This window comes from Stenotrophomonas sp. Steno-Z1 (genome assembly GCF_056393175.1).
Genome location: NZ_JBWJPB010000010.1, coordinates 97,963 through 117,572 on the forward strand (window position 1 = coordinate 97,963; position 19,610 = coordinate 117,572).

Genomic DNA, 19,610 nt, shown 5'->3' on the forward strand with positions numbered 1-19,610 from the left:
CTGCAGAACGCCATCGCGACCATGCTCAACGCTCCCCGACCGGTGCCAGCAATTCCACCTCGGCCAGCTGCAGCCGCCCAGGCCCGGCGATGCGCAACCGGTACTCGGCGTACCGGCCCGGGGTGGCGATGCCGAACGGACGGGTCTGCTGTGCCCAGGCGAAGTCCTCGCCACGGCGCTGGTCCAGCGTGATCCAGCGTCCACCACTGCGGCGTGCTTCCAGCGTCCACTCGCCGCCCCGGATCGGGGCGTTGCCATTGGTCAGCGTGTACATCGATGGCACGCCCTCGCTGACGCCGGTGAACGACACCGCGCTGGCACCCAGCGGCACCACGGTGCCGGCATCGTCATCGACCAGCGCCTGCAGCGACCGCCCATCGGCACCCTGAGCACGCGCACCGCTGCCGAGCAGGTCATGCAGCAGGGCGGGGCGCTGGCCGCGCGCGGTGAGCGAGCGAGGGGCATCGTCCGGGCCGCTACCCCAGGTGGAGGGCTTGGGCCCCATCACGAAGTCCAGGGTGGCGCCCTTGGCGATCACCTCGTGGGGCACCCAGGTTTTGGTCCACGGTTTGCCGTTGATCTTCAGCGACTGCACGTAGACGTTCTCGCGCGAGTTGTTGGCCGCGTTGACCGTCAGCACCGCGCCGCCCTGCAGTGCCACCCGGGCGTGGCGGAACGCCGGCGAGCCGATCGCGTATTCCGGCGAGCCCATGCGCAACGGGTACAGGCCCAGCGAGGCCAGTACGTACCAGGCCGAGGTTTCGCCGTTGTCCTCATCGCCGGGGTAACCCTGGCCGATCTCGCTGCCCACGTACAGCCGCGCCAGGATCTCGCGCACGTGCTGCTGGGTCTTCCACGGCTGCCCGGCGTACAGGTACATCCAGGGGATGTGGTGCGCCGGCTGGTTGCTGTGCGCATACATGCCCATGCGCACGTCGCGCGCTTCGGTCATCTCGTGGATGGTGCCGCCGTAGGAGCCGGCAAACGCCGGGTCGGCGGTTTCCGGGGTGGCGAAGAATTCGTCCAGCTTGGCGGCCAACTGCGCGCGACCGCCGTACAGCCCGGCCAGGCCTTCGCCGTCGTGCGCGGCAGTGAAGGCGAAGGTCCAGCCGTTGGACTCGGTGTAGTCATGGCCCCACACGCGCGGATCGTAGTCCTTGGCCGCCAGGCGCCACTGGCCGTCGGCGGTGCGGCCCTGGAAGAAACCGGCCGCCGGATCGAACAGCGTGGCGTAAGTACCGGCGCGGTGGCTGAAGTAGTCGGCCTCGGTGGTGTAGCGCTCGCGCGCCGCGGCGCTGGTCGCGCGCTTGGCCAGCGCCTGCGCCATGTTGGCGATGCCGAAGTCGTTGAGCGCCCCTTCCATCGTCCACGACATGCCCTCGTGCACATCCGCGCTGGCGTAGCCGCGGAAGGTGGAGCGATCCATCCCCTTGCGCCCGACATGCCGGTCCGGCGGCACCACGGTCGCGTTTTTCAGCGCGGCTGCATACGCCTCTTCCGGGTCGAAGCCGCCGATGCCCTTCAGCCACGCATCGGCGAAGGCTACATCCGAGCTGGTGCCCACCATCAGGTCGGCATAGCCCGGCGAGGACCAGCGCGCGACCCAGCCACCGGCGCGGTACTGCTCCAGGAAACCCTGCACCAGCGCGCCGGCGTCGTCCTTGGTGAACAGCGCATAGGCCGGCCAGGTGGTGCGGAAGGTGTCCCAGAAGCCGTTGTTGACGTAGACCTTGCCATCACGGATCGGCGCGAAGCTGCGGGTGGCGCTGCCATCGGTGTTGTCGTCCGCCGCGCTGGCCTGGCTGGCATAGCGCCAGTCCGGCGCAGCGGCGGTGCCGGCGTTTTCATGCCCGGCGTTGGGGTACAGGTACAGCCGGTACAAGCTGGAATACAGCGTGGTCTTCTGGTCGTCGCTGGCATCGCCGATGTCGAACGGCGCCAGGCGCGCATCCCAGGCGTCCTGGGCACGCGCGGCCACGCGCGCCAGGGTGTCATCGCTGGCCAGTTCCAGCGCCAGGTTGTGGCGCGCCTGATCGAGGGAGATCAGCGAGGTGGCGATGCGCATGCTGACCTGGCGATCGCTGCCGGCATCGAACTTGATGTAGCCGGTCGGGCGACCGGTGTCGATGGTGCCGCTGCTGCGCCAGGGCCTGTCGAAGCTGGCCACCACGTACATGCGCGTGGCGCCATTGGACAGGCCGCTGCGCGTATCGGTATAGCCGGACAGGGTCTGCGTGGCCGCATCCAAGGTGAGCCCGCCACGCGCATCGACGTTGTCGAACAGCAGGTTGGCGTCGCCCTTGTCCGGGAAGGTGAAGTGGAACAGCGCGGCGTGGTCGGTCGGCGCGATCGCCGCGGCGATGCCGTTGTCGAAGCGCACGTCATAGCGGTAGGGCCGGGCCACTTCGTTGTCGTGCGAGAAGGACAGTGCGCGCTTGGCGCGGTCGGCCTCGGGCACGCCGCGACTGCTGGAGGGCATCACTTGGAACGTCTGGCGATCGCCCATCCACGGGCTGGGCTGGTGGCTGAGCGCCAGCGCCTGCAGCTGCGGCCGGTTGCGCGCATCGTTCTGTTCGTTCCAGCGATACAGCCAGTTGAGCGCGCCGGCGTCGGTGACCGGCGTCCAGAAGTTGAACCCGTGCGGGACCGCCGTGGCCGGGAAATTGTTGCCGCGCGAGAAGGTGCCGTTGGCCTGGCTGCCGCGCGTGGTCAGCACCCAGTCCGAGGGGCGCTGCGGCGCACTGCGCGGCTGTGCATCGAGGCGGACATCGTCGATCCAGCCCGCGACCGGCGCACCGGCGGCGCTGGCCACCTGCAGGTCGACGCCCACCACGCGGCGCCCGCGCAGCGCCGCGACCTCGCCCAGGCGTACCGCTTTGCGCGCCCACTGCTGCGGGTACAGCGTCTTCGATTCGCCCTGCGCGGCCGCGCCCAGCGCGACCCCATGCTGGTCGCGCGCGGCGCTGGCCGAGACCCGGCTGCCGTCGTCCAGTACCAGGTCCAGCGAGACATACGTGGAGGCAACCGTGTCGTTGCCGACGATCTCCGGCAGGACCAGCCAGCTCAGCGTGGTGTCGGCCTCGATCGCCACGTCGGTGTCGAACAGGCGGCGCTGCAGGGTGCCGCCCGGACTGGCGTAGTGCAGCGCGCGCATGCCGCTGTAGCCGACCCCGGCCTTGGCCGCATACGGCGCGCGTGGGCCGTTGCCGATCGCCACCTGCAGCGACTGCTCGCCGACGGCGGGGGCCGGCTCGCCTGGCTCGAAGGAGGTCTGCAGGCCCTGGCCGAACGCGGGCAGGGCGAGCGAGGCGCAGGCCACGGCGAGGGCGAGCGGCAGCAGGGCGGGGCGGGCGGGGCGCGGAGCGGTCAGGGACATGCAGGAAACTCCCGGAAAGGGCAGGCGGCAGGCAGAGCCCGCATCGGCGACCACGGCAGACAGCATCACCCCGGCCGCCAGGCGGCGGACAGGAGGGCGATGCAGGTCCGGCGGGGGACGGGCCATGCGATCGGGACAGGAATCGAACCGCACCGATGCTGCAACAGGCATGGTGACGCTGGCAAGTGCCATTTAGTTCGATCCAAACCCGGAAAATCCGTCGGATCCCGGCCCGGTTGACAGCACCTTTGGATCGATTTAAAAAGAACGGTGCTGTGGTGCGGGACCCGCGCCAGCGTTGGCAGGCCGCCTCCATTGCCAGCGGTGATGCACCGGCGCCGGATGCTAGAATCATTCCCTTCGCAATTCCTTTGTGTGTCCACGCCATGAGCCATACCGCCACTGCGCCCGCCAACGCCGAGAAGCGCTACACCGTGCATCGCGCCGACCTGCCGCTGAGCTGCCCGACTCCGGAAATGGCGCTGTGGAACTCGCACCCGCGCGTGTACCTGCCGATCGAAGACGAGCCCAACGGCGAGGCCAAGTGCCCGTACTGCGGCGCCGTGTTCGTGCTGGCCGACTGAGCCACGGTCGTCTCCGTGCGCCGACTGACCGTGGTGCAGCTGCTGCCGGCGCTGCACTCCGGCGGGGTCGAACGCTCCACCCTTGAAATCGCCTCCGCCCTGGTTGCCGCCGGCCACCGGGCCATTGTCGTGTCCGCCGGTGGGCGCCTGGTCGAGCCGTTGCTGGCCAGCGGCGCCGAGCACCTTACGCTGGACATCGGCCGCAAGTCACTGCTGACCCTTCGCCATGTGCGCAGCCTGCGCAACCTGTTTGCCGAGGTCGGCGCGGACATCGTGCACGCGCGTTCGCGGCTGCCGGCCTGGCTGGGCCTGTACGCGGTGCGCAACCTGCCGCCGACGCAGCGCCCGCATTGGGTCACCACCGTGCACGGGCTGAACTCGCCGGGCCGCTACAGCGCGGTGATGACCAGCGGCGAGCGCGTCATCTGCGTGTCCAACAGCGTGCGCGACTTCGTCCAGCGCCACTATCCGGGCGTGCCGGCCGAGCGCCTGCAGGTGATCCCGCGTGGCGTGGACGTGGCGCAGTTCCCGCGGGTGGCGCGCAACGACCGTCGTGCGCGCCTGGCTGTGGCCGCGCAGCACCCGCTGCTGGGCACCGATGCGCCGCTGTTGCTGCTGCCCGGGCGCGGCACCCGGTTGAAGGGCCATCGGCATGCGCTGCAACTGCTCGCCGGCCTGCACGCGGCGGGCATGCCGGCCAGGCTGTGGATGCCCGGCACCCGCGAGCCCGGGCGCGAGACCTATGTGGCCGAGCTGGAGGCGCAGGCGCGGGCGCTCGGCGTGGCCGATGCCGTGCTGATGACCGCGCCCACCTCGCGCATCGCCCAGGCCTATGCGGCCAGCGAGCTGGTGCTGCAGCTGTCGGACAAGGCCGAAGCCTTCGGCCGCACCGTGCTTGAAGCGCTGTCAGTGGGCCGCCCGGTACTGGGCTGGGACCACGGCGGCGTGGGTGAGCTGCTGGCCCAACTGCAGCCGTCCGGTGCGGTAGCCTTGCACGACGATGTGGCATTGCTGGCGCGTGCGCAGCACCTGCTGCAGCACCCGCCCAGCCTGCCGCCGCGGATCCCCTTCACCTTGCAGGCGATGCAGCGTGACACGCTCCAGCTCTACACCTCTCTCGCCGGTTGAACCGGCCCTGGCGCCCGGCTCTCCGGCCTCGCGTGCCGGCCGCTGGGCGCCGTGGTGGGTGCTCGCCTTCGTGGCGTTGTGGCCGTTGCCGGGCATCGCCGAGAGCGTCCTGGTGCTCGGTGCGCTGTACGCGGCCGTGCGCATGGTGCAGTTGCGCATGCAGGGCAAGCAGCGCCTGCTCAGCGCACCGGCGTGGGCGCTGACCAGTATTCTGTTCCTGGGCTATTGGCTGCCGCAGGCGTTTTCCGCATTCGATGCCATCGACCCTGGCACGGCCTGGCGCAAGACCGCCGCCGGCCTGCGCTACCTGCCCTTCATGTGGCTGGTAGCCATCGCGGTCGCCACCCCGCAGCGACGCCGGCTGACCCTGGGGGGCATCGCGTTGATCGCGGCGGTGTGGACGCTGGATGCGTTGGCGCAGGCAGTGTTCGGCAGCAGCCCCTTGTTCTGGTCGATGGACCAACTCAAGTGGGTGGTCAGCGGGCATGGCCTGTGCAGTGCGCAGGAAGTGGCCGCCGCCGACCGGCTCAGCGGCGTGCTTGGTCCGTGCAATCTCAAGTTCGGCCAGGTGCTGGCCAGTCTCTCACCGTTCCTGCTGTTCGCTGCGGCGCGGCGTGGCGGTGTGTGGGGCTGGGCGCTGGCGGCCGCCGCCGTGGGCGTGGTGCTGGTGTTGGCCGGCTCGCGGGCGGCGTGGCTGACCTATGCGTTGGTGGTGGTGTTCTCCGGCTGGCGCCTGTTGGGCGCGCGCGCCCTGGTGGCCTGCGTGGCGATCGGCCTGGTGGCTGCGGTCGCGGTCGGGCTGGGCTCGGCGCAGGTCCGCGAGCGCGTGGCGCGCACCGCGATGGCCTGGGAAGGCGAGGGCGACGGCGTCAACCAGGCCTTGTCCGGGCGCGCGCAGATATGGGAGGCGGCCGGCTGCATGATCGCCGGGCATCCGATCAACGGCGTGGGCGCGCGGGGTTTCCGCGATGCCTATCCCGGTTGCAACCCGGCCCCGCGGACGGAGGTGTGGGGCGAAGGCCCGGCCCTGCATGCGCATCAGATCGTGCTGGAAATCCTTGCCGAGACCGGCGTGCTCGGTCTGTTGTTGTGGCTGGCCGCCGTCGCCCAGGCCTGGCGGGCGTGGCGCTTCGCCCCGCTGCCGGCGCGCGAGCGTGCGCGCCCGGCGATGCTGGCGTTGGCGGTCACGGTGTTCCCGCTCAACACCCACCTGGCGTTCTATTCCACCTTCTGGGGCGGCCTGACCCTGCTGCTGGCCGCGTTGTATGCCGGCAGTCTGCTGGCCAGGGACGACGCGTAGCGCCACGCGGTGCGTGGGCGCGGGGTAGCCGGCATCGCGGGGAGCCACCCATGGGGTGGCTCTACGCGGCGCTGGCATGCGCACGTAGCGCCACGCCGTGGGTTGTTGCGGGGTGTCGGGTGTTACGGGGCAGCCACCCATGGGGTGGCTCTACGGGGCGCTGGCATGCGCACGTAGCGCCACGCGGTGGGTTGTTGCGGGGTAGCCACCCATGGGGTGGCTCTACGCGGCGCTGGCATGCGCACGTTGCGCCACGCGGTGGGTTGTTGCAGGGTGTCGGGTGTTACGGGGCAGCCACCCATGGGGTGGCTCTACGGGGTGCTGGCATGCGCACGTTGCGCCACGCGGTGGGTTGTTGCGGGGTGTGTCGGGTGTTACGGGGCAGCCACCCATGGGGTGGCGCTACGGCTAGCGGTAATAATCGCTGCGGCCGCCCGGCTGGCGCTTGAAGCGGCGGTGGATCCACAGGTACTGGTCCGGGGCCTCGCGCACCATGGCTTCGATGGCCTGGTTGACGCGGGCGGTATCGGCTTCCACGTTCTCGCTGGGGAAGTTCTCCAGCGGCGCACCGATCTTCAGGAAGTACTTCCCGCCTTCGCGACGGTGGAAATACGGCACTACCGCGCAGCCGGTCATCCGCGCCAGCTGGTGGGTGGCGGTGATGGTGGCGGCGGTGTGGCCGAAGAACGGCACGAACACGGTGTCCTTGCCGCGCATGTCCTGGTCCGGCGCGTACCACAGGAAACCGCCCTTCTTGAGGTGGCGCACGGTGGCGCGGATGTCCTCGTTGGCGTACATCGCCTTGGCATAGCGCAGCCGGCCGAACTTCACCGCCCACTCGTACACCGGGTTGCGGTGCTTGCGGTACATGCCGGACAGGTCCACGTGGTCGCACAGCAGACGCCCGCACATCTCCAGGGTCATGAAGTGGCCCGATACCAGCAGCACGCCGCGGCCCTCGGCCTGCATGCGCTGCAGGTGTTCCAGGCCTTCGACTTGCACGTGGGGGCGGATGCTGTCGATGCTGCCCCACCAGGCGCGGGCGAACTCGAAGATGCCCACGCCCAGCGCGTCGAAGCTGTCGCGCAGCAGGCGCTGGCGCCAGGCCTCGTCCTTTTCCGGGAAACACAGTCGCAGGTTGACCTCGGCCGCGCGCCGGCGGCTGCCGGCCAGTCGGTAGGCCACGGTGCCCACGCCGCGGCCCAGTGCGCGCTGCAGCAGCCAGGGCAGGCGGGCGATGCCGAAGGCGGCGAACATGACGGCGAACATCGGCCAGTTGCGCGGGTTGCGCAGGGACGGGCGGGTGGCGGTGGAAGCGTTATCTGACATGGATCGGATTCTAATGGATGCATCCCGGCAGGCCCATCACGGCAGTGCGGGATGCCTTCCCCGCGCCGCTCCCGTATCCTCTGCGCATGCGCAAAAGCCCTGTCGAATGGATCCTGCGCGGCCTGTACTCGGCCGTGCTGTACCTGTTGCTGCCGATCACCGTGTATCACCTGGTCTGGCGCGGGTTCCGGGTGCGCGAGTACTTCCGGCGCTGGGACGAGCGCTACGCCTCCTATCCGCATTCCAGTGGCCAGCCGCGGGTATGGCTGCACGCGGTGTCGGTGGGCGAGGTCAACGCGGCGGCGCCGTTGGTGAATGCGCTGCGCACGCTGCGCCCGGACATCCGCTGGGTCATCACCACGATCACCCCGACCGGTTCGGAGCGCGTACGCGCGCTGTGGGGCGATGCGCTGGACCACGTCTACCTGCCGTATGACGTGCCCGGCAGCGTGGGCCGCTTCCTCGGCCACTTCAAGCCGAGCCTGGCGCTGATCCTGGAGACCGAGCTGTGGCCCAACCTGCTGTTTGGCTGCCGTGACCGCAACATCCCCGTCTACATCCTCAACGCCCGCCTTTCGGCGCGCTCGCTGCGCGGCTACCGGCTGCTGAGCGCCCTGATCGGGCGCGCGCTGCGCACGGTCACCTGCGTGGCCGCGCAGTCGCAGGATGATGCCGAGCGCTTTATCCACCTCGGCGCGCTGCCCGAGCAGGTGCAGGCGCTGGGCAACCTCAAGTTCGACATCGCCGCGCCCAACGTGCAGTCCTTCGTGGCCCAGTTCCATGCCCTGGTGCCCTCGGATCGCCCGGTCTGGATCGCCGCCAGCACCCACGAAGGCGAAGAGCAGGCCACCCTCGACCTGCACCGTCGGTTGCGCGAGGCGCTGCCCGGCCTGTTGCTGCTGTGGGCGCCGCGCCACCCCGAGCGTTTCCCGCGGGTGGAAGCGCTGGCCCGCGAACAGGGCTGGAAGGTCGCCACGCGTCGCCAGCAGCAGTGGCCGCAGGCCGACACCGACGTGTTCGTGATCGATACGTTGGGCGAGCTGATGTCCTTCTACGGCTGCGCGCAGGTCGCGTTCGTCGGTGGCAGCCTGCAGCCGATCGGCGGGCACAATCTGCTGGAGCCGGCCGCGATGGGGACGGCCGCCGTGACCGGCCCGCACCTGCACAACTTCGCCGAGATCTCCCGGCGCATGCGCGAAGCGGGTGCGGTGGTGATCGCCGAGGACGCGCAGGGGGTCGGCGATGCCCTGCTGACCCTGCTGCGTGACCCGCAGGCGCGCGAAGACATGGCCCGCGCCGGATGCATGCTGGTCAGCAACGGACGCGGCGCGCTGGAGCGCACCGTCGCGCTGATCGCCCCGCACCTGCCGCCCCCGGTGGAGTGAACGGCCGGCGGCGGCCCCTTACGCCGCCAGCAGCAGGTCGCCAAGGAACAGGTAGGCGAAGCCGAAGTAGATGAACACCCCGAGCAGGTCCATCACCGAGGTGATCATCGGCGAGGACAGCGTGGCCGGGTCGGCGCCGATGCGGCGCGCGGCGAACGGCAGCAGCGCGCCGATGACGCCGCCGAGGGCGGTGCACACCAGCATGCTCGAGCCGACCACCAGCAGCACGTCCATGCCCACGCCCTTGCTGAACCAGGCCAGGATCGCTTCGAGCACGGCGATGCTGATGCCCAGCGCCGCGGCGACCGGCAGTTCGCGCCGGATCACGAACCACACGTCGCGCCAGCCCGGCTTCACCTCGCCCAGCGCCATGCTGCGGATCACCAGCGTGGCCGACTGGCTGCCGGTGTTGCCGCCCATGTCCACGATCGGTGCGATGAAGGCGGCCAGCACGATCACCTGCGACAGCAGTTCTTCCTGCGCGGCGACGAAGGTGCTGGTGAGGATGCCGAAACCGGTGAGGATCGCCAGCCAGAACACGCGCACGCGGAACATCTGCTTCAACGGGGTGGTGCGCACGTCCAGGTCGTTGCCGTGGGCACTCACCGTGCCACCGAAACGGGCCAGCTGCGTGGCGTCCTGTGCTTTCTCGATGTCCATCGCGTCATCGACGGTGACGATGCCGAGCATGCGCCCGGATGCGTGGGTCACCGGCAGCGCGAGCAGGTCGTAGCGGCGGATCAGCTCGGCCGCCTGCAGATCCGGCAGTCCTGCTTCGGCGCGGACCGGATCGGCATGCATGATCGCCCGGACCGGGGTGGCTGCATCGGCCAGCACCAGGTCGCGCAGTGACACCGTGCCGCGCAGTGCATTGTCAGGGTCCAGCACGAAGACGATGTTGACCGTTTCCTTGTCCAGCGCGGTGGCGCGCAGGTGCGCCATCGCGTCGGCTACCTGCATCTCCGGCCGCACCCATGCGTAATCGGACGTGGCCACCGCGCCCGCGGTGCCTTCCGGATACGCCGCCATCGCCAGGATGTCATCGCGCTCCATCTTGGCCAGCGCCGGCAGCAGCGACCGCCGGGCACGTTCGCCGAGACGGTTGTACAGGTCGGCACGGTCGTCGGACGGCATGTGCTCGAACACCTGCACTTTCGCCGCGGGCAGCATCGCCGCCAACAGATGGTCCTGCCGGGCGGACGGGAAGTGCGCGAACAGGTCCGCGCGAACGGGTGGGGGCAGCAGCATCAACACGTCCAGGCAGGTATCGGTATCGAGTGCGTCGAGGGCGTCGACCAGGTCCGAGGCATGGGTGCCGGCGGCGATGCGGGCGAATGCGGCGGCATCGTGGGAAAGGGACAGGGTACGGATGGAGGACAGGAGGTCGTTGCGGTTCATGGGGGGCTCCAGGTGCAACAAGGGTGTTGGATGGCCCGCGCGGGGCGTGCGCGTTCACCGTGCGCGAGCGGCGACGCGATGCAGGCGGAAAACGTGGTGGCGAAGCTGCGGGACGAGGACGTCGGTGCGACCCCTTACGGCGGCGCGGCAAGGTTGAAACCGAGCGTGATCCAGCGGCTATCGCGTTGCCGGTGCAGGTGGCCGGCGAGCAGGTCCACGCTGGCACCGGGCCACAGCACGCGGCGCAGGCCGAGCTGGCTGCCGCGCTCGCGGGCGGCATCCTGTGCGGTCTCGGCCAGCAGCGACCAGCGGCGCGTCATGCCGATCTCCACGCCGATCCCATCGGTGCGACCGTGCACGGCGCCTTGCTTCGCCCAGCCCAGGTTGAGGTGCAGTTGCACGCGCTCCTGCGCGCCCGGTGCGATCGTCAGCGGCAGGTTGAGGGCCCAGTCATCGGCACGCGGGCGGTACGTATTGCCACCGATGCCGGCGCTGAGGGCCAGTCCCCACTGCCGTGGTGCACGCGCGACCAAGACGTGCTTGGCACCCAGTGCCCAGTGGCGAGCGGCCTCGCCGGGCGTGCGCGTCAGGCCCAGCGACCATTCGGTGTCGGCCAGGGTGCAGGCCGGTACGGCGGTCCATTCCTGGCCGGCATCGGTGTGGCGCACCCAGCTTTCCAGTTGGCACTGTTGGGCGTCGGTGATGCCCGCATCGTCGACCAGCAGGCTGGCGGCGGCGTGGGTGGTGAAGGGAAGCATCGGTGCGCTCAGCAGCAGCGGCAGTGCTCGGTAGTCGTGCATGGGCCATCTCCAGGCGATCGGAAACGCCAGCGGCACCCTCGTCGGGGTCTGTCGGGAAAGCGGTACGGGTGATGCGAGGCAGGCGCGTGGGCTGCGCCGGAAGGCCCCGTCCTGTGTGCGGACGGAACCGACCTTGGGGTCAGTGGGTCCGTCGGCTCAGGTGCCGCGACACGATCGACTGTGACTGTCCAAGGAGGGGTCTCTGGGGGCGGGAAGGGGAGTGCGGGGCGGAAGTTAGAGCGTGTGGCCGGGGCGGTCAAGCGCTTTTCGGCGGTCTATACCAAGGTATTCATGGCCTATGCCGATGCTCGCCCGAAGACGGTGCGGATCGGTGTTCTGGGGGCGGCATGCCCTGCTGTCGGCGAATGGAGGAAATGTCGTGAGTGGCCGGCACGGCGCTTGTGGCGGCGGGTCATGGGGAGCTGCGTCGCGATGCCGGGGCCGCGTGCAGCCACCCATGGGGTGGCTCTACGAGGGGGGGCGATGACACCTGCGGTCGGATTGGGCGACGACGTTGCGTCGTGCCGTGCGTGGCTGCGGGGTGATGCTGGCGCTGCGTGCAGCCACCCATGGGGTGGCTCTACGAGGGTGTGCGATGACACCTGCGGTTGGATCAGGCGACGACGTTGCGTCGTGCCATGCGTGGCGGCGTGGCGATGCCGGGGCTGCGTGCAGCCACCCATGGGGTGGCTCTACGAGGGTGTGCGATGACGCCTGCGGTCGGATTGGGCGACGACGTTGCGTCGTGCCGTGCGTGGCTGCGGGGTGATGCTGGCGCTGCGTGCAGCCACCCATGGGGTGGCTCTACGAGGGGTGTGCCAGAAAAGAAAAAGCCACCCGCCTGCGGGTGGCTTTTTCGTGTGCGGCAGGGGCCGGACTCAGTTCACCTGGGTGCTCGGCGTTGCTGCGGCCTGGGTCAGCAGGCGGTTGATGTCCTGCAGTTCGGCGATGTCCAGCGTGCCGACGGCCTGGCCCAGCTGCAGGCGGTTCTGCAGGAAGGTGTAGCGCGCGTTGGCGTAGTCCAGCTGCGCCGAGAACAGGATGCGCTGGTTCTGGATCACGTCCAGCACGGTGCGCGTACCCACTTCCAGGCCGACCTGCGAGGCGTCGTAGGCGCTCTGCGCCGAAACCACGGCCAGGCGGCGCGCTTCCACTTCGCTGATGCCGGCGACCAGGGTCTGGTAGGCATTGCGGGTGTTGCGGTCCAGGGCACGCTTCTGCTGCTCGTAGCCGTCCTGGGCGATGTCACGCTGGGCCAGTGCCTGGCGCACGCCGGACTGGGTGGCGCCGCCAGAGAAGATCGGCACGCTCAGGGTGAGGCCGACGCTGTTGCTGCGACGGTCCGGGCTGAAGCTGTCGCCGCTGCCGACCACGTCGCCCCAGCTGGCCGACTTGCCGGCCGTGGCGCCCAGCGACAGGGTCGGGTAGTGACCGCCACGGGCGGCGGCGACGCCGGACTCGGCTGCGGTGACCTTCAGCTGCTGCGCTTTCAGCGCCGGGTTCTGCGCCACTGCTTCGCCCACCAGCTGGTCGATCTGCGCGTACTTGGCCGGCAGCTCCGGGCGGAAGTCGGCCGGCAGGGCACGCAGGTCGGCGACCGGCTGGCCGGTCAACTCGGTCAGGGCCTGGTAGCTGTCGGCGAGGGTGTTCTGCGCGACGATTGTGTTGGCGCGGGCCTGGTCGTACTGGGCGCGCGCTTCATGCACGTCGGTGATCGGCGCCAGGCCCACTTCCAGGCGCTTGTCGGCGAAGTCGAACTGCTTCTTGGCCGCCGCTTCGTTGGTCTGCGCGGCGGTCAGCGATTCGATCGCCACCAGCACATTGAAGTACGCCGCCGAGGTGCGCACGATCAGGTCGTCGTTGGCCGAATCCAGGGTGAAGTCGGCCGCCTTGCTCAGGTCGCGCTGCGAACGCAGGTTGGCGAACTGGGTGAAGTTGAACAGCGTCTGGCTGCCGTTGACCGTGTAGTTGCGGCTCTTGGTGGTGAACGAGCTGGACGTCAGGTCGTGGTTCGGGTTGGTGCGGGTGCGGTTGAGCGAGGCCTCGCCGTTGAGCTGCGGCAGCAGCGCGGCACGCGCCTGCACGGCGCCTTCCTTGTCGTACAGGCGGGTCGATTCGGCGGCGGACAGCTGCGGATCGCCATTGCGCGCCATTTCGTAGACCTGCAGCAGGTCGGCGGCGGAGGCGGTCATCGGCAGCAGGGCGGCGGCCAGCGCAATAGCGAGGGATCGGCGGATCATTGCGGCTTCCTTGGACTCAGAGTTGGAACTGGGGCGCCGGAGCGGCACCGCGCAGGTAATCGATATCGGTTTCGAACAGCGACTCGGTGCTGCCATCGGCCTTGACCAGCACCGCTTCCATGACCGGCGAACGGCCGCGGATCACGAACAGGCGGCCACCCGGACGCAGCCACTGGGTGAAACGTGACGGGATGGTGTCCACCGCGGCGGTCACGCAGATCGCGTCGAAGCGACGGTCGGTGTCCCAGCTCAAGGCGTCGGCGGTTTCGATCCGCACGTTGTTGCCCAGGCCGGCGGCATCCAGGCGCGCGCGCGCGCTGGCAGCCAGTTCCGGCTGGATTTCCAGGCTCAGCACTTCGCGGGCCAGCTCGCCCATGCAGGCGCTCAGGAAGCCGCTGCCGGTACCGATCTCCAGCACTTCATCCCCCGGCTGCAGGTCGAGCGCCTGCAGGGTCCGGCCTTCGATGACCGGCTTCATCATCTTCTGCGCGAAGCCTAGCGGCAGTTCGATGTCGGCGTAAGCGAGGGCCTTGTGCGATTCAGCGACGAACGCTTCGCGCGGCAGGCGTGCCAGTACGTCGAGCACGCGGATCTCCAGCACGTCCCAGGGACGGATCTGTTGTTCGACCATCAGTTCGCGGGCGTGGGAGTAATCGATCGTCATGAGGTTTCTAGTTCCAGCGCAGTGGGCCGGCCATTTTACCGGTGCCGGGAGCCGGCGGCGCGCTGAGAGCATCGCTGCCGTCGCGCCGGGGTCGCAGTGCCGGAAGTCACCGCGACCTCCGGTCCATTCATGTTGATGTCACGCCGGTGGGCGTGGCGCGTACGCCCTCAGGAAGAAGTCGACGCTGGCGCCCACCTGGGCGTTGGCATCGCACTCGGCCGGGGTCGGTCGCAGCCCGCACATCATATGCGTATGCAGCTCGCCTTTGAGCAGCGTCATCAGTTGCAGCGCCGCCGTCTGGCAGTCCTCGATCTCAAGCTCGCCACGGGCCACGCGGGCCTGCAGGAAGTCGGCCAGGGCGTCCGTGGTGCGTTGCGGGCCGGCCACCCAGAACATCTCGCGCAGCCGGTCGTCGGTTTCCGGGGCCATCATCACCCGCTGCACGGCCACCGCTTCGGCCGAGGTGATCATGCTGAAGAAGGCATGGCCGATGCCCATCAACTGGTCGCGCAACGGGCCTTCGGCGTCGGGCACGAACAGCGCGTCGGGCAGCATGGCGACGCAGGTGGATTTGACAGCTTCGGTGAAAAGGGTCTCTTTGTCGCCGAAATGACTGTAAACCGTCAGCTTGGAGACGCCCGCCTGTGCGGCGATGCTGTCCATGCTGACGCCGTTGTAGCCCTGCTCGACGAACAGTGACTTGGCCGCGTCCAGGATCGCGGCGCGCTTGCCCAAGTCCTTGGGCCGGCCGGGCCCGGACGCCTTGGCAGGCGGCTTGGCGGGGGCGACGGGAGAGGTCGGATCAGTCATCCAAACAATACTAGACCAATCGGTTCGATATTTATACTATACCGGCTGGTTCACTATTGGCCGTGCTGCAACAGTATGTGTTGCCAGCGCGTTCTTCCGGATTTCCTTTCAGGTCCTGTACCTCATGAAAAACATGCGATGGGTGGGCGGCGCTGCGCTGCTGGTGATGTTGGCGGCGTGTGGCAGGCAGGATGCCGAACCGGCGGCGGCGATCCCGGTGCTGGTGGTGCATCCGGGCACCGTGGCCGGCCAGGAAGCGGCCGCCTATCCCGGTGAGATCCACGCCCGCCAGGAAAGCCCGCTGTCGTTCCGGGTCGGTGGCAACCTGGTCAAGCGCCATGTCGATGCCGGCCAGCGCGTGACCCGCGGCCAGCTGCTGGCCGAACTGGACGCGGCCGACTACGCCTCGCAGGCCGCTGCCTCGCAGGCCCAGCTGGCCGCGGCCGAAGCGGACCTGGTGCGCGCCCGCGACGACCAGAAGCGCTACGCCACGCTGGCCGAGGACCAGCTGGTGAGCCGCTCCGCGCTGGACCAGCAGACCGCCGCGTTCAAGGCCGCGCAGGGCCAGGCCAACGCCGCCCGCGCCAACCTGGCCGTGGCCCGCAACCAGGCCGAGTATGCGCAGCTGCGCGCGCCGGCCGATGGCGTGATCGCCAGCCGCCAGGCCGAAGCCGGGCAGGTGGTCAGTGCCGGGCAGACCGTGTTCACCCTGGCTGCCGATGGCGGCCGCGAGGTGCTGATCGCGCTGCCGGAAAGCAGCATCCGCGACTACCAGGTGGGCCAGCCGGTCCAGGTGGAGCTGTGGAACCGTCCGGGCCAGCTGCTGCCCGGCACGATCCGCGAGATCGCCCCGGCCGCCGACGCGCAGGCGCGCACCTATGCCACCCGCGTGAGCCTGGCGCCGGAGGCGCAGGGCGAAGTGGAGCTCGGCCAGAGTGCGCGCGTGTTCGCCACGGCCGGCCGTAGCGGCACCCAACAGCTGCCGCTGGCGGCCGTGCTGCGCGGCGCCGATGGCAAGGCCAGCGTGTGGGTGGTGAACCCGGCCAACGGTGCGATCAAGGCGACCCCGGTGACCGTGGGTGCCTATGGCGCCGAGACGGTGCCGGTGCTGTCCGGCGTGGGCGCCGGCGATTGGGTGGTCGCCGCGGGCGGGCACCTGCTGCGCGAGGGCCAGGTGGTGACCCCGGTCGACCGCCAGAACCGCCCGGTGCTGGCACCGGCGGCCGCCCCCGCTGCCGCCGGCAAGGGGCACTGAGCCCGTGCGCCGCTTCAATCTCTCCGAATGGGCGTTGGGCAATCGCCCGCTGGTGCTGTTCGCGATGCTGGCCTTCGCGATCATCGGCGCGTGGTCCTACAAGCACCTGGGCCAGTCCGAGGATCCGCCGTTCACCTTCAAGGCGATGGTGGTCCGCACGATGTGGCCCGGTGCCACCGCCGAGCAGGTCTCGCGCCAGGTCACCGAGCCGATCGAAAAAGCGCTGATGAACACCGGCGAGTACGAGTTCATCCGCTCCTACTCGCGCCCGGGCGAATCGCAGGTGATCTTCATGGCGCGCGACAGCCTGCGCTCCAAGCAGATCCCCGACCTCTGGTACCAGGTGCGCAAGCGCGTGGGCGACATCCGCGCCACGCTGCCGCGTGAGATCGTCGGGCCGTTCTACAACGATGAGTTCGGCGACACCTTCGGCAACATCTACGCGTTGACCGGCAAGGGCTTCGATTACGCGGTGATGCGCGACTACGCCGACCGCATCCAGCTGGAGCTGCAGCGCGTGCCGGACGTGGGCAAGATCGATCTGGTCGGCCTGCAGGACGAGAAGGTCTGGATCGAACTGTCCAACACCAAGCTGGCCACCCTGGGCGTGTCGCTGCAGCAGGTGCAGCAGGCGCTGGCCGACCAGAACGCGGTCGCCGGCACCAGCTTCTTCGAAACCCCCACCGACCGCGTGCAGCTGCGCGTGACCGGCCAGTTCGATTCGATCGAGGACATCCGCGCGTTCCCGATCCAGGCCGGCGAACGCACCCTGCACCTGGGTGACATCGCCGAGGTCAAGCGCGGCTTCGCCGACCCGGCCTCGCCGAAGATGCGCTTCATGGGCGAAGACGCCATCGGCCTGGCCGTGGCGATGAAGGACGGCGGCGACATCCTCAAGCTCGGTGCCACCCTGGATGCCGAGTTCGAGCGCCTGCAGAAGACCCTGCCGGCGGGCATGCAGCTGCGCAAGGTGTCCGACCAGCCGCACGCGGTGGAAGAGTCGGTGGGCGAGTTCGTGCAGGTGCTGACCGAAGCGGTGGTGATCGTGCTGCTGGTCAGCTTCTTCTCGCTGGGCCTGCGCACCGGCCTGGTGGTGGGCGTGACTATTCCGCTGGTGCTGGCGATGACCTTCTTCGTCATGCATTACTTCGGCATCGGCCTGCACAAGATTTCGCTCGGCGCACTGGTGCTGGCGCTGGGCCTGCTGGTGGACGATGCGATCATCGCGGTGGAGATGATGGCCACCAAGATGGAGCAGGGCTACGACCGCCTGCGCGCGGCCAGTTTCGCCTGGGAATCCACCGCCTTCCCGATGCTGACCGGTACGCTGATCACCGCGGCCGGCTTCCTGCCGATCGCCACCGCCGCGTCCAGCACCGGCGAGTACACCCGCTCGCTGTTCCAGGTGGTGACCATCGCGCTGGTGGTGTCGTGGATTGCCGCGGTGCTGTTCATTCCGTACCTGGGCGACAAGATGCTGCCGGACCTGTTCAATCCGCAGCTGCCCAAGCCGACCAGCCTGGCCGGGCGCTGGCGTGCCAGGCGCCTGCAGTGGGCCGACCGCCATCCGGCGTTCGCGCGCTGGATCGCGCCGAAGGAACATGCGCACGACCACGACCCCTACCAGCGACCGTTCTACACGCGTTTCCGCGGCTTCCTGGATACCTGCCTGCGTCATCGCTGGTGGGTGATCGGCGCCACGATTGCGTTGTTCGTCTTCTCGCTGGCGATCTTCCGCTTCGTGCCGCAGCAGTTCTTCCCCGATTCGACCCGGCCCGAACTGATGGTGGACATCGAACTGGCCGAAGGCGCGTCGCTGGCCGCCACCCAGGCCCAGGCCAGCAAGCTGGAGAAGCTGCTGCAGGGTCGCGAGGGCATCAGCAACTACGTGGCCTACGTGGGCACCGGTTCGCCGCGTTTCTACCTGCCGCTGGACCAGCAGCTGCCGGCCACCAACTTCTCGCAGTTCGTGGTGCTCACCGCCGATGCCAAGGCGCGTGAAGCCACGCGCGACTGGCTGATCAAGGACGTGATCAAGCAGTTCCCGGACGTGCAGATGCGCGTGACCCGTCTCGAGAATGGGCCGCCGGTGGGCTATCCGGTGCAGATGCGTGTGTCCGGCGAGCACATCGCGCAGGTGCAGGCGATCGCGCGCCTGGTCGAGGCCAAGGTGCGCGAGAACCCGCACGTCATCAACGTCAACCTGGACTGGAGCGAGCCGAGCAAGGTGGTACGGCTGGTGATCGACCAGGACCGTGCGCGTGCGCTGGGCGTGAGCAGTGCGCAGGTCAGCCAGTTCCTGACCAGCTCGCTGGCGGGCATGAGCGTGAGTACCTACCGCGAAGGCAATCGCCAGATCGAGATGCTGCTGCGCGGCCCGGACAACGAGCGCGCCCAGCTGGGCATGCTCGGCAGCCTGGCCATCCCCACCGCCAGCGGTACGTCGGTGACGCTGTCGCAGGTGGCGCGGCTGGAATACGCCTTCGAAGACGGCATCATCTGGCACCGCAACCGCCTGCCCACGGTGACCGTGCGCGCCGATATCGGCGATGGCATGCAGCCGCTGGACGTGGTGCAGCAGATCCTGCCCACCCTGGAGGGCATCCGCGCGCAGCTGCCCTCGGGCTATCTGCTGGAAACCGGCGGCACCGTGGAGGATTCGGCACGTGGGCAGAACTCGATCAAGGCCGGCATGCCGCTGTTCCTGATCGTGGTGGCCACGTTGCTGATGCTGCAGCTGCGCAGCTTCTCGCGTGCGGCGATGGTGCTGGTCACCGCGCCGCTGGGCATCATCGGCGCCACGCTGTTCCTGCTGCTGTTCCGCGCGCCGTTCGGCTTCGTGGCGCTGCTGGGCACCATCGCGCTGGCCGGCATGATCATGCGCAACTCGGTGATCCTGATCGACCAGATCCAGCAGGACATCGACGCCGGGCACGACCGATGGCACGCCATCATCGACGCCACCGTGCGCCGCTTCCGCCCGATCGTGCTGACCGCGCTGGCCGCGGTGCTGGCGATGATCCCGCTGTCGCGCAGTGCCTTCTACGGCTCGATGGCGATCTCGATCATGGGCGGGTTGATCGTCGGTACCGTGCTCACCCTGGTGTTCCTGCCGGCGCTGTACGCGGCGTGGTTCCGGGTGAAGCCGGATGAAGGGAAGACCGGCGAGGGGTAATCAATGGCGGGAGAGCCCACCGTTGGTCGGCTCTCCCCACGCATCCCGTAGAGCCGACGGTTGGTCGGCTGCACCGAGGCGTCCCGTAGAGCCGACCGTTGGTCGGCTGCCCCGAGGCATCCCGTAGAGCCGACCGTTGGTCGGCTGCACCCGATGCATCTCGTAG

General features: G+C 69.2%; 13 protein-coding genes. 6 read left to right on the forward strand and 7 right to left on the reverse strand.

What is annotated here, in order from left to right; all coding sequences use genetic code 11:
- Window positions 1-25: 25 nt before the first annotated feature.
- Window positions 26-3,376: a GH92 family glycosyl hydrolase gene (locus tag AC06FD_RS18815; RefSeq protein ID WP_478078626.1), complete on the reverse strand. Its 3,351-nt coding sequence runs from the start codon at window positions 3,374-3,376 to the stop codon at window positions 26-28.
- A 386-nt stretch (window positions 3,377-3,762) separates the two neighbouring features.
- On the opposite strand from AC06FD_RS18815, the gene AC06FD_RS18820 reads away from it, so the two are divergent.
- From AC06FD_RS18820 to AC06FD_RS18830, 3 genes are read left to right on the forward strand one after another with little or no spacing between them, the layout of a single operon-like run.
- A complete protein-coding gene (locus tag AC06FD_RS18820; RefSeq protein WP_128097818.1) occupies window positions 3,763-3,960 on the forward strand; it encodes a zinc-finger domain-containing protein in 198 nt (65 codons plus the stop codon).
- A 15-nt stretch (window positions 3,961-3,975) separates the two neighbouring features.
- On the forward strand, window positions 3,976-5,088 hold the full coding sequence (locus tag AC06FD_RS18825) for a glycosyltransferase (RefSeq protein ID WP_478078627.1): 1,113 nt from the start codon (window positions 3,976-3,978) through the stop codon (window positions 5,086-5,088).
- Entirely contained in the window at window positions 5,051-6,388 is a 1,338-nt protein-coding gene (locus AC06FD_RS18830; protein WP_394164081.1) for an O-antigen ligase family protein, read from the forward strand. The genes AC06FD_RS18825 and AC06FD_RS18830 overlap by 38 nt, the downstream gene beginning before the upstream one ends.
- 408 nt (window positions 6,389-6,796) lie before the next feature.
- Here AC06FD_RS18830 and AC06FD_RS18835 read toward each other — a convergent pair whose 3' ends face one another.
- The gene (locus tag AC06FD_RS18835) at window positions 6,797-7,717 is read right to left on the reverse strand and encodes an LpxL/LpxP family Kdo(2)-lipid IV(A) lauroyl/palmitoleoyl acyltransferase (RefSeq protein ID WP_259207597.1); all 921 of its coding nucleotides are present in this window, start codon (window positions 7,715-7,717) and stop codon (window positions 6,797-6,799) included.
- 86 nt (window positions 7,718-7,803) lie between these two features.
- Between AC06FD_RS18835 and waaA the strand changes: the two genes are divergently transcribed.
- A complete protein-coding gene (gene waaA, locus AC06FD_RS18840; protein WP_259207596.1) occupies window positions 7,804-9,102 on the forward strand; it encodes a lipid IV(A) 3-deoxy-D-manno-octulosonic acid transferase in 1,299 nt (432 codons plus the stop codon).
- An 18-nt stretch (window positions 9,103-9,120) separates the two neighbouring features.
- Here waaA and mgtE read toward each other — a convergent pair whose 3' ends face one another.
- From mgtE to AC06FD_RS18865, 5 genes are all read right to left on the reverse strand, one after another.
- The gene (gene mgtE / locus AC06FD_RS18845; RefSeq protein WP_478078628.1) at window positions 9,121-10,500 is read right to left on the reverse strand and encodes a magnesium transporter; all 1,380 of its coding nucleotides are present in this window, start codon (window positions 10,498-10,500) and stop codon (window positions 9,121-9,123) included.
- A gap of 134 nt (window positions 10,501-10,634) precedes the next feature.
- The gene (locus AC06FD_RS18850) at window positions 10,635-11,300 is read right to left on the reverse strand and encodes a hypothetical protein (protein WP_478078629.1); all 666 of its coding nucleotides are present in this window, start codon (window positions 11,298-11,300) and stop codon (window positions 10,635-10,637) included.
- An 878-nt stretch (window positions 11,301-12,178) separates the two neighbouring features.
- Window positions 12,179-13,540, reverse strand: a complete 1,362-nt coding sequence (locus AC06FD_RS18855; RefSeq protein WP_259207593.1) for a TolC family outer membrane protein — start codon at window positions 13,538-13,540, stop codon at window positions 12,179-12,181.
- Window positions 13,541-13,556: 16 nt separating this feature from the next.
- Window positions 13,557-14,204 (reverse strand): protein-L-isoaspartate O-methyltransferase family protein, encoded by a 648-nt coding sequence (locus tag AC06FD_RS18860; RefSeq protein WP_259207592.1) that lies wholly within the window; start codon window positions 14,202-14,204, stop codon window positions 13,557-13,559.
- Between the two features lie 138 nt (window positions 14,205-14,342).
- The gene (locus tag AC06FD_RS18865) at window positions 14,343-15,014 is read right to left on the reverse strand and encodes a TetR/AcrR family transcriptional regulator (protein ID WP_259207591.1); all 672 of its coding nucleotides are present in this window, start codon (window positions 15,012-15,014) and stop codon (window positions 14,343-14,345) included.
- A gap of 124 nt (window positions 15,015-15,138) precedes the next feature.
- Here AC06FD_RS18865 and AC06FD_RS18870 point away from each other — a divergent pair, with 124 nt between their 5' ends.
- Window positions 15,139-16,269: an efflux RND transporter periplasmic adaptor subunit gene (locus AC06FD_RS18870; protein ID WP_478078630.1), complete on the forward strand. Its 1,131-nt coding sequence runs from the start codon at window positions 15,139-15,141 to the stop codon at window positions 16,267-16,269.
- Window positions 16,270-16,273: 4 nt separating this feature from the next.
- The gene (locus AC06FD_RS18875) at window positions 16,274-19,444 is read left to right on the forward strand and encodes an efflux RND transporter permease subunit (protein WP_478078631.1); all 3,171 of its coding nucleotides are present in this window, start codon (window positions 16,274-16,276) and stop codon (window positions 19,442-19,444) included.
- Window positions 19,445-19,610 lie beyond the last annotated feature (166 nt).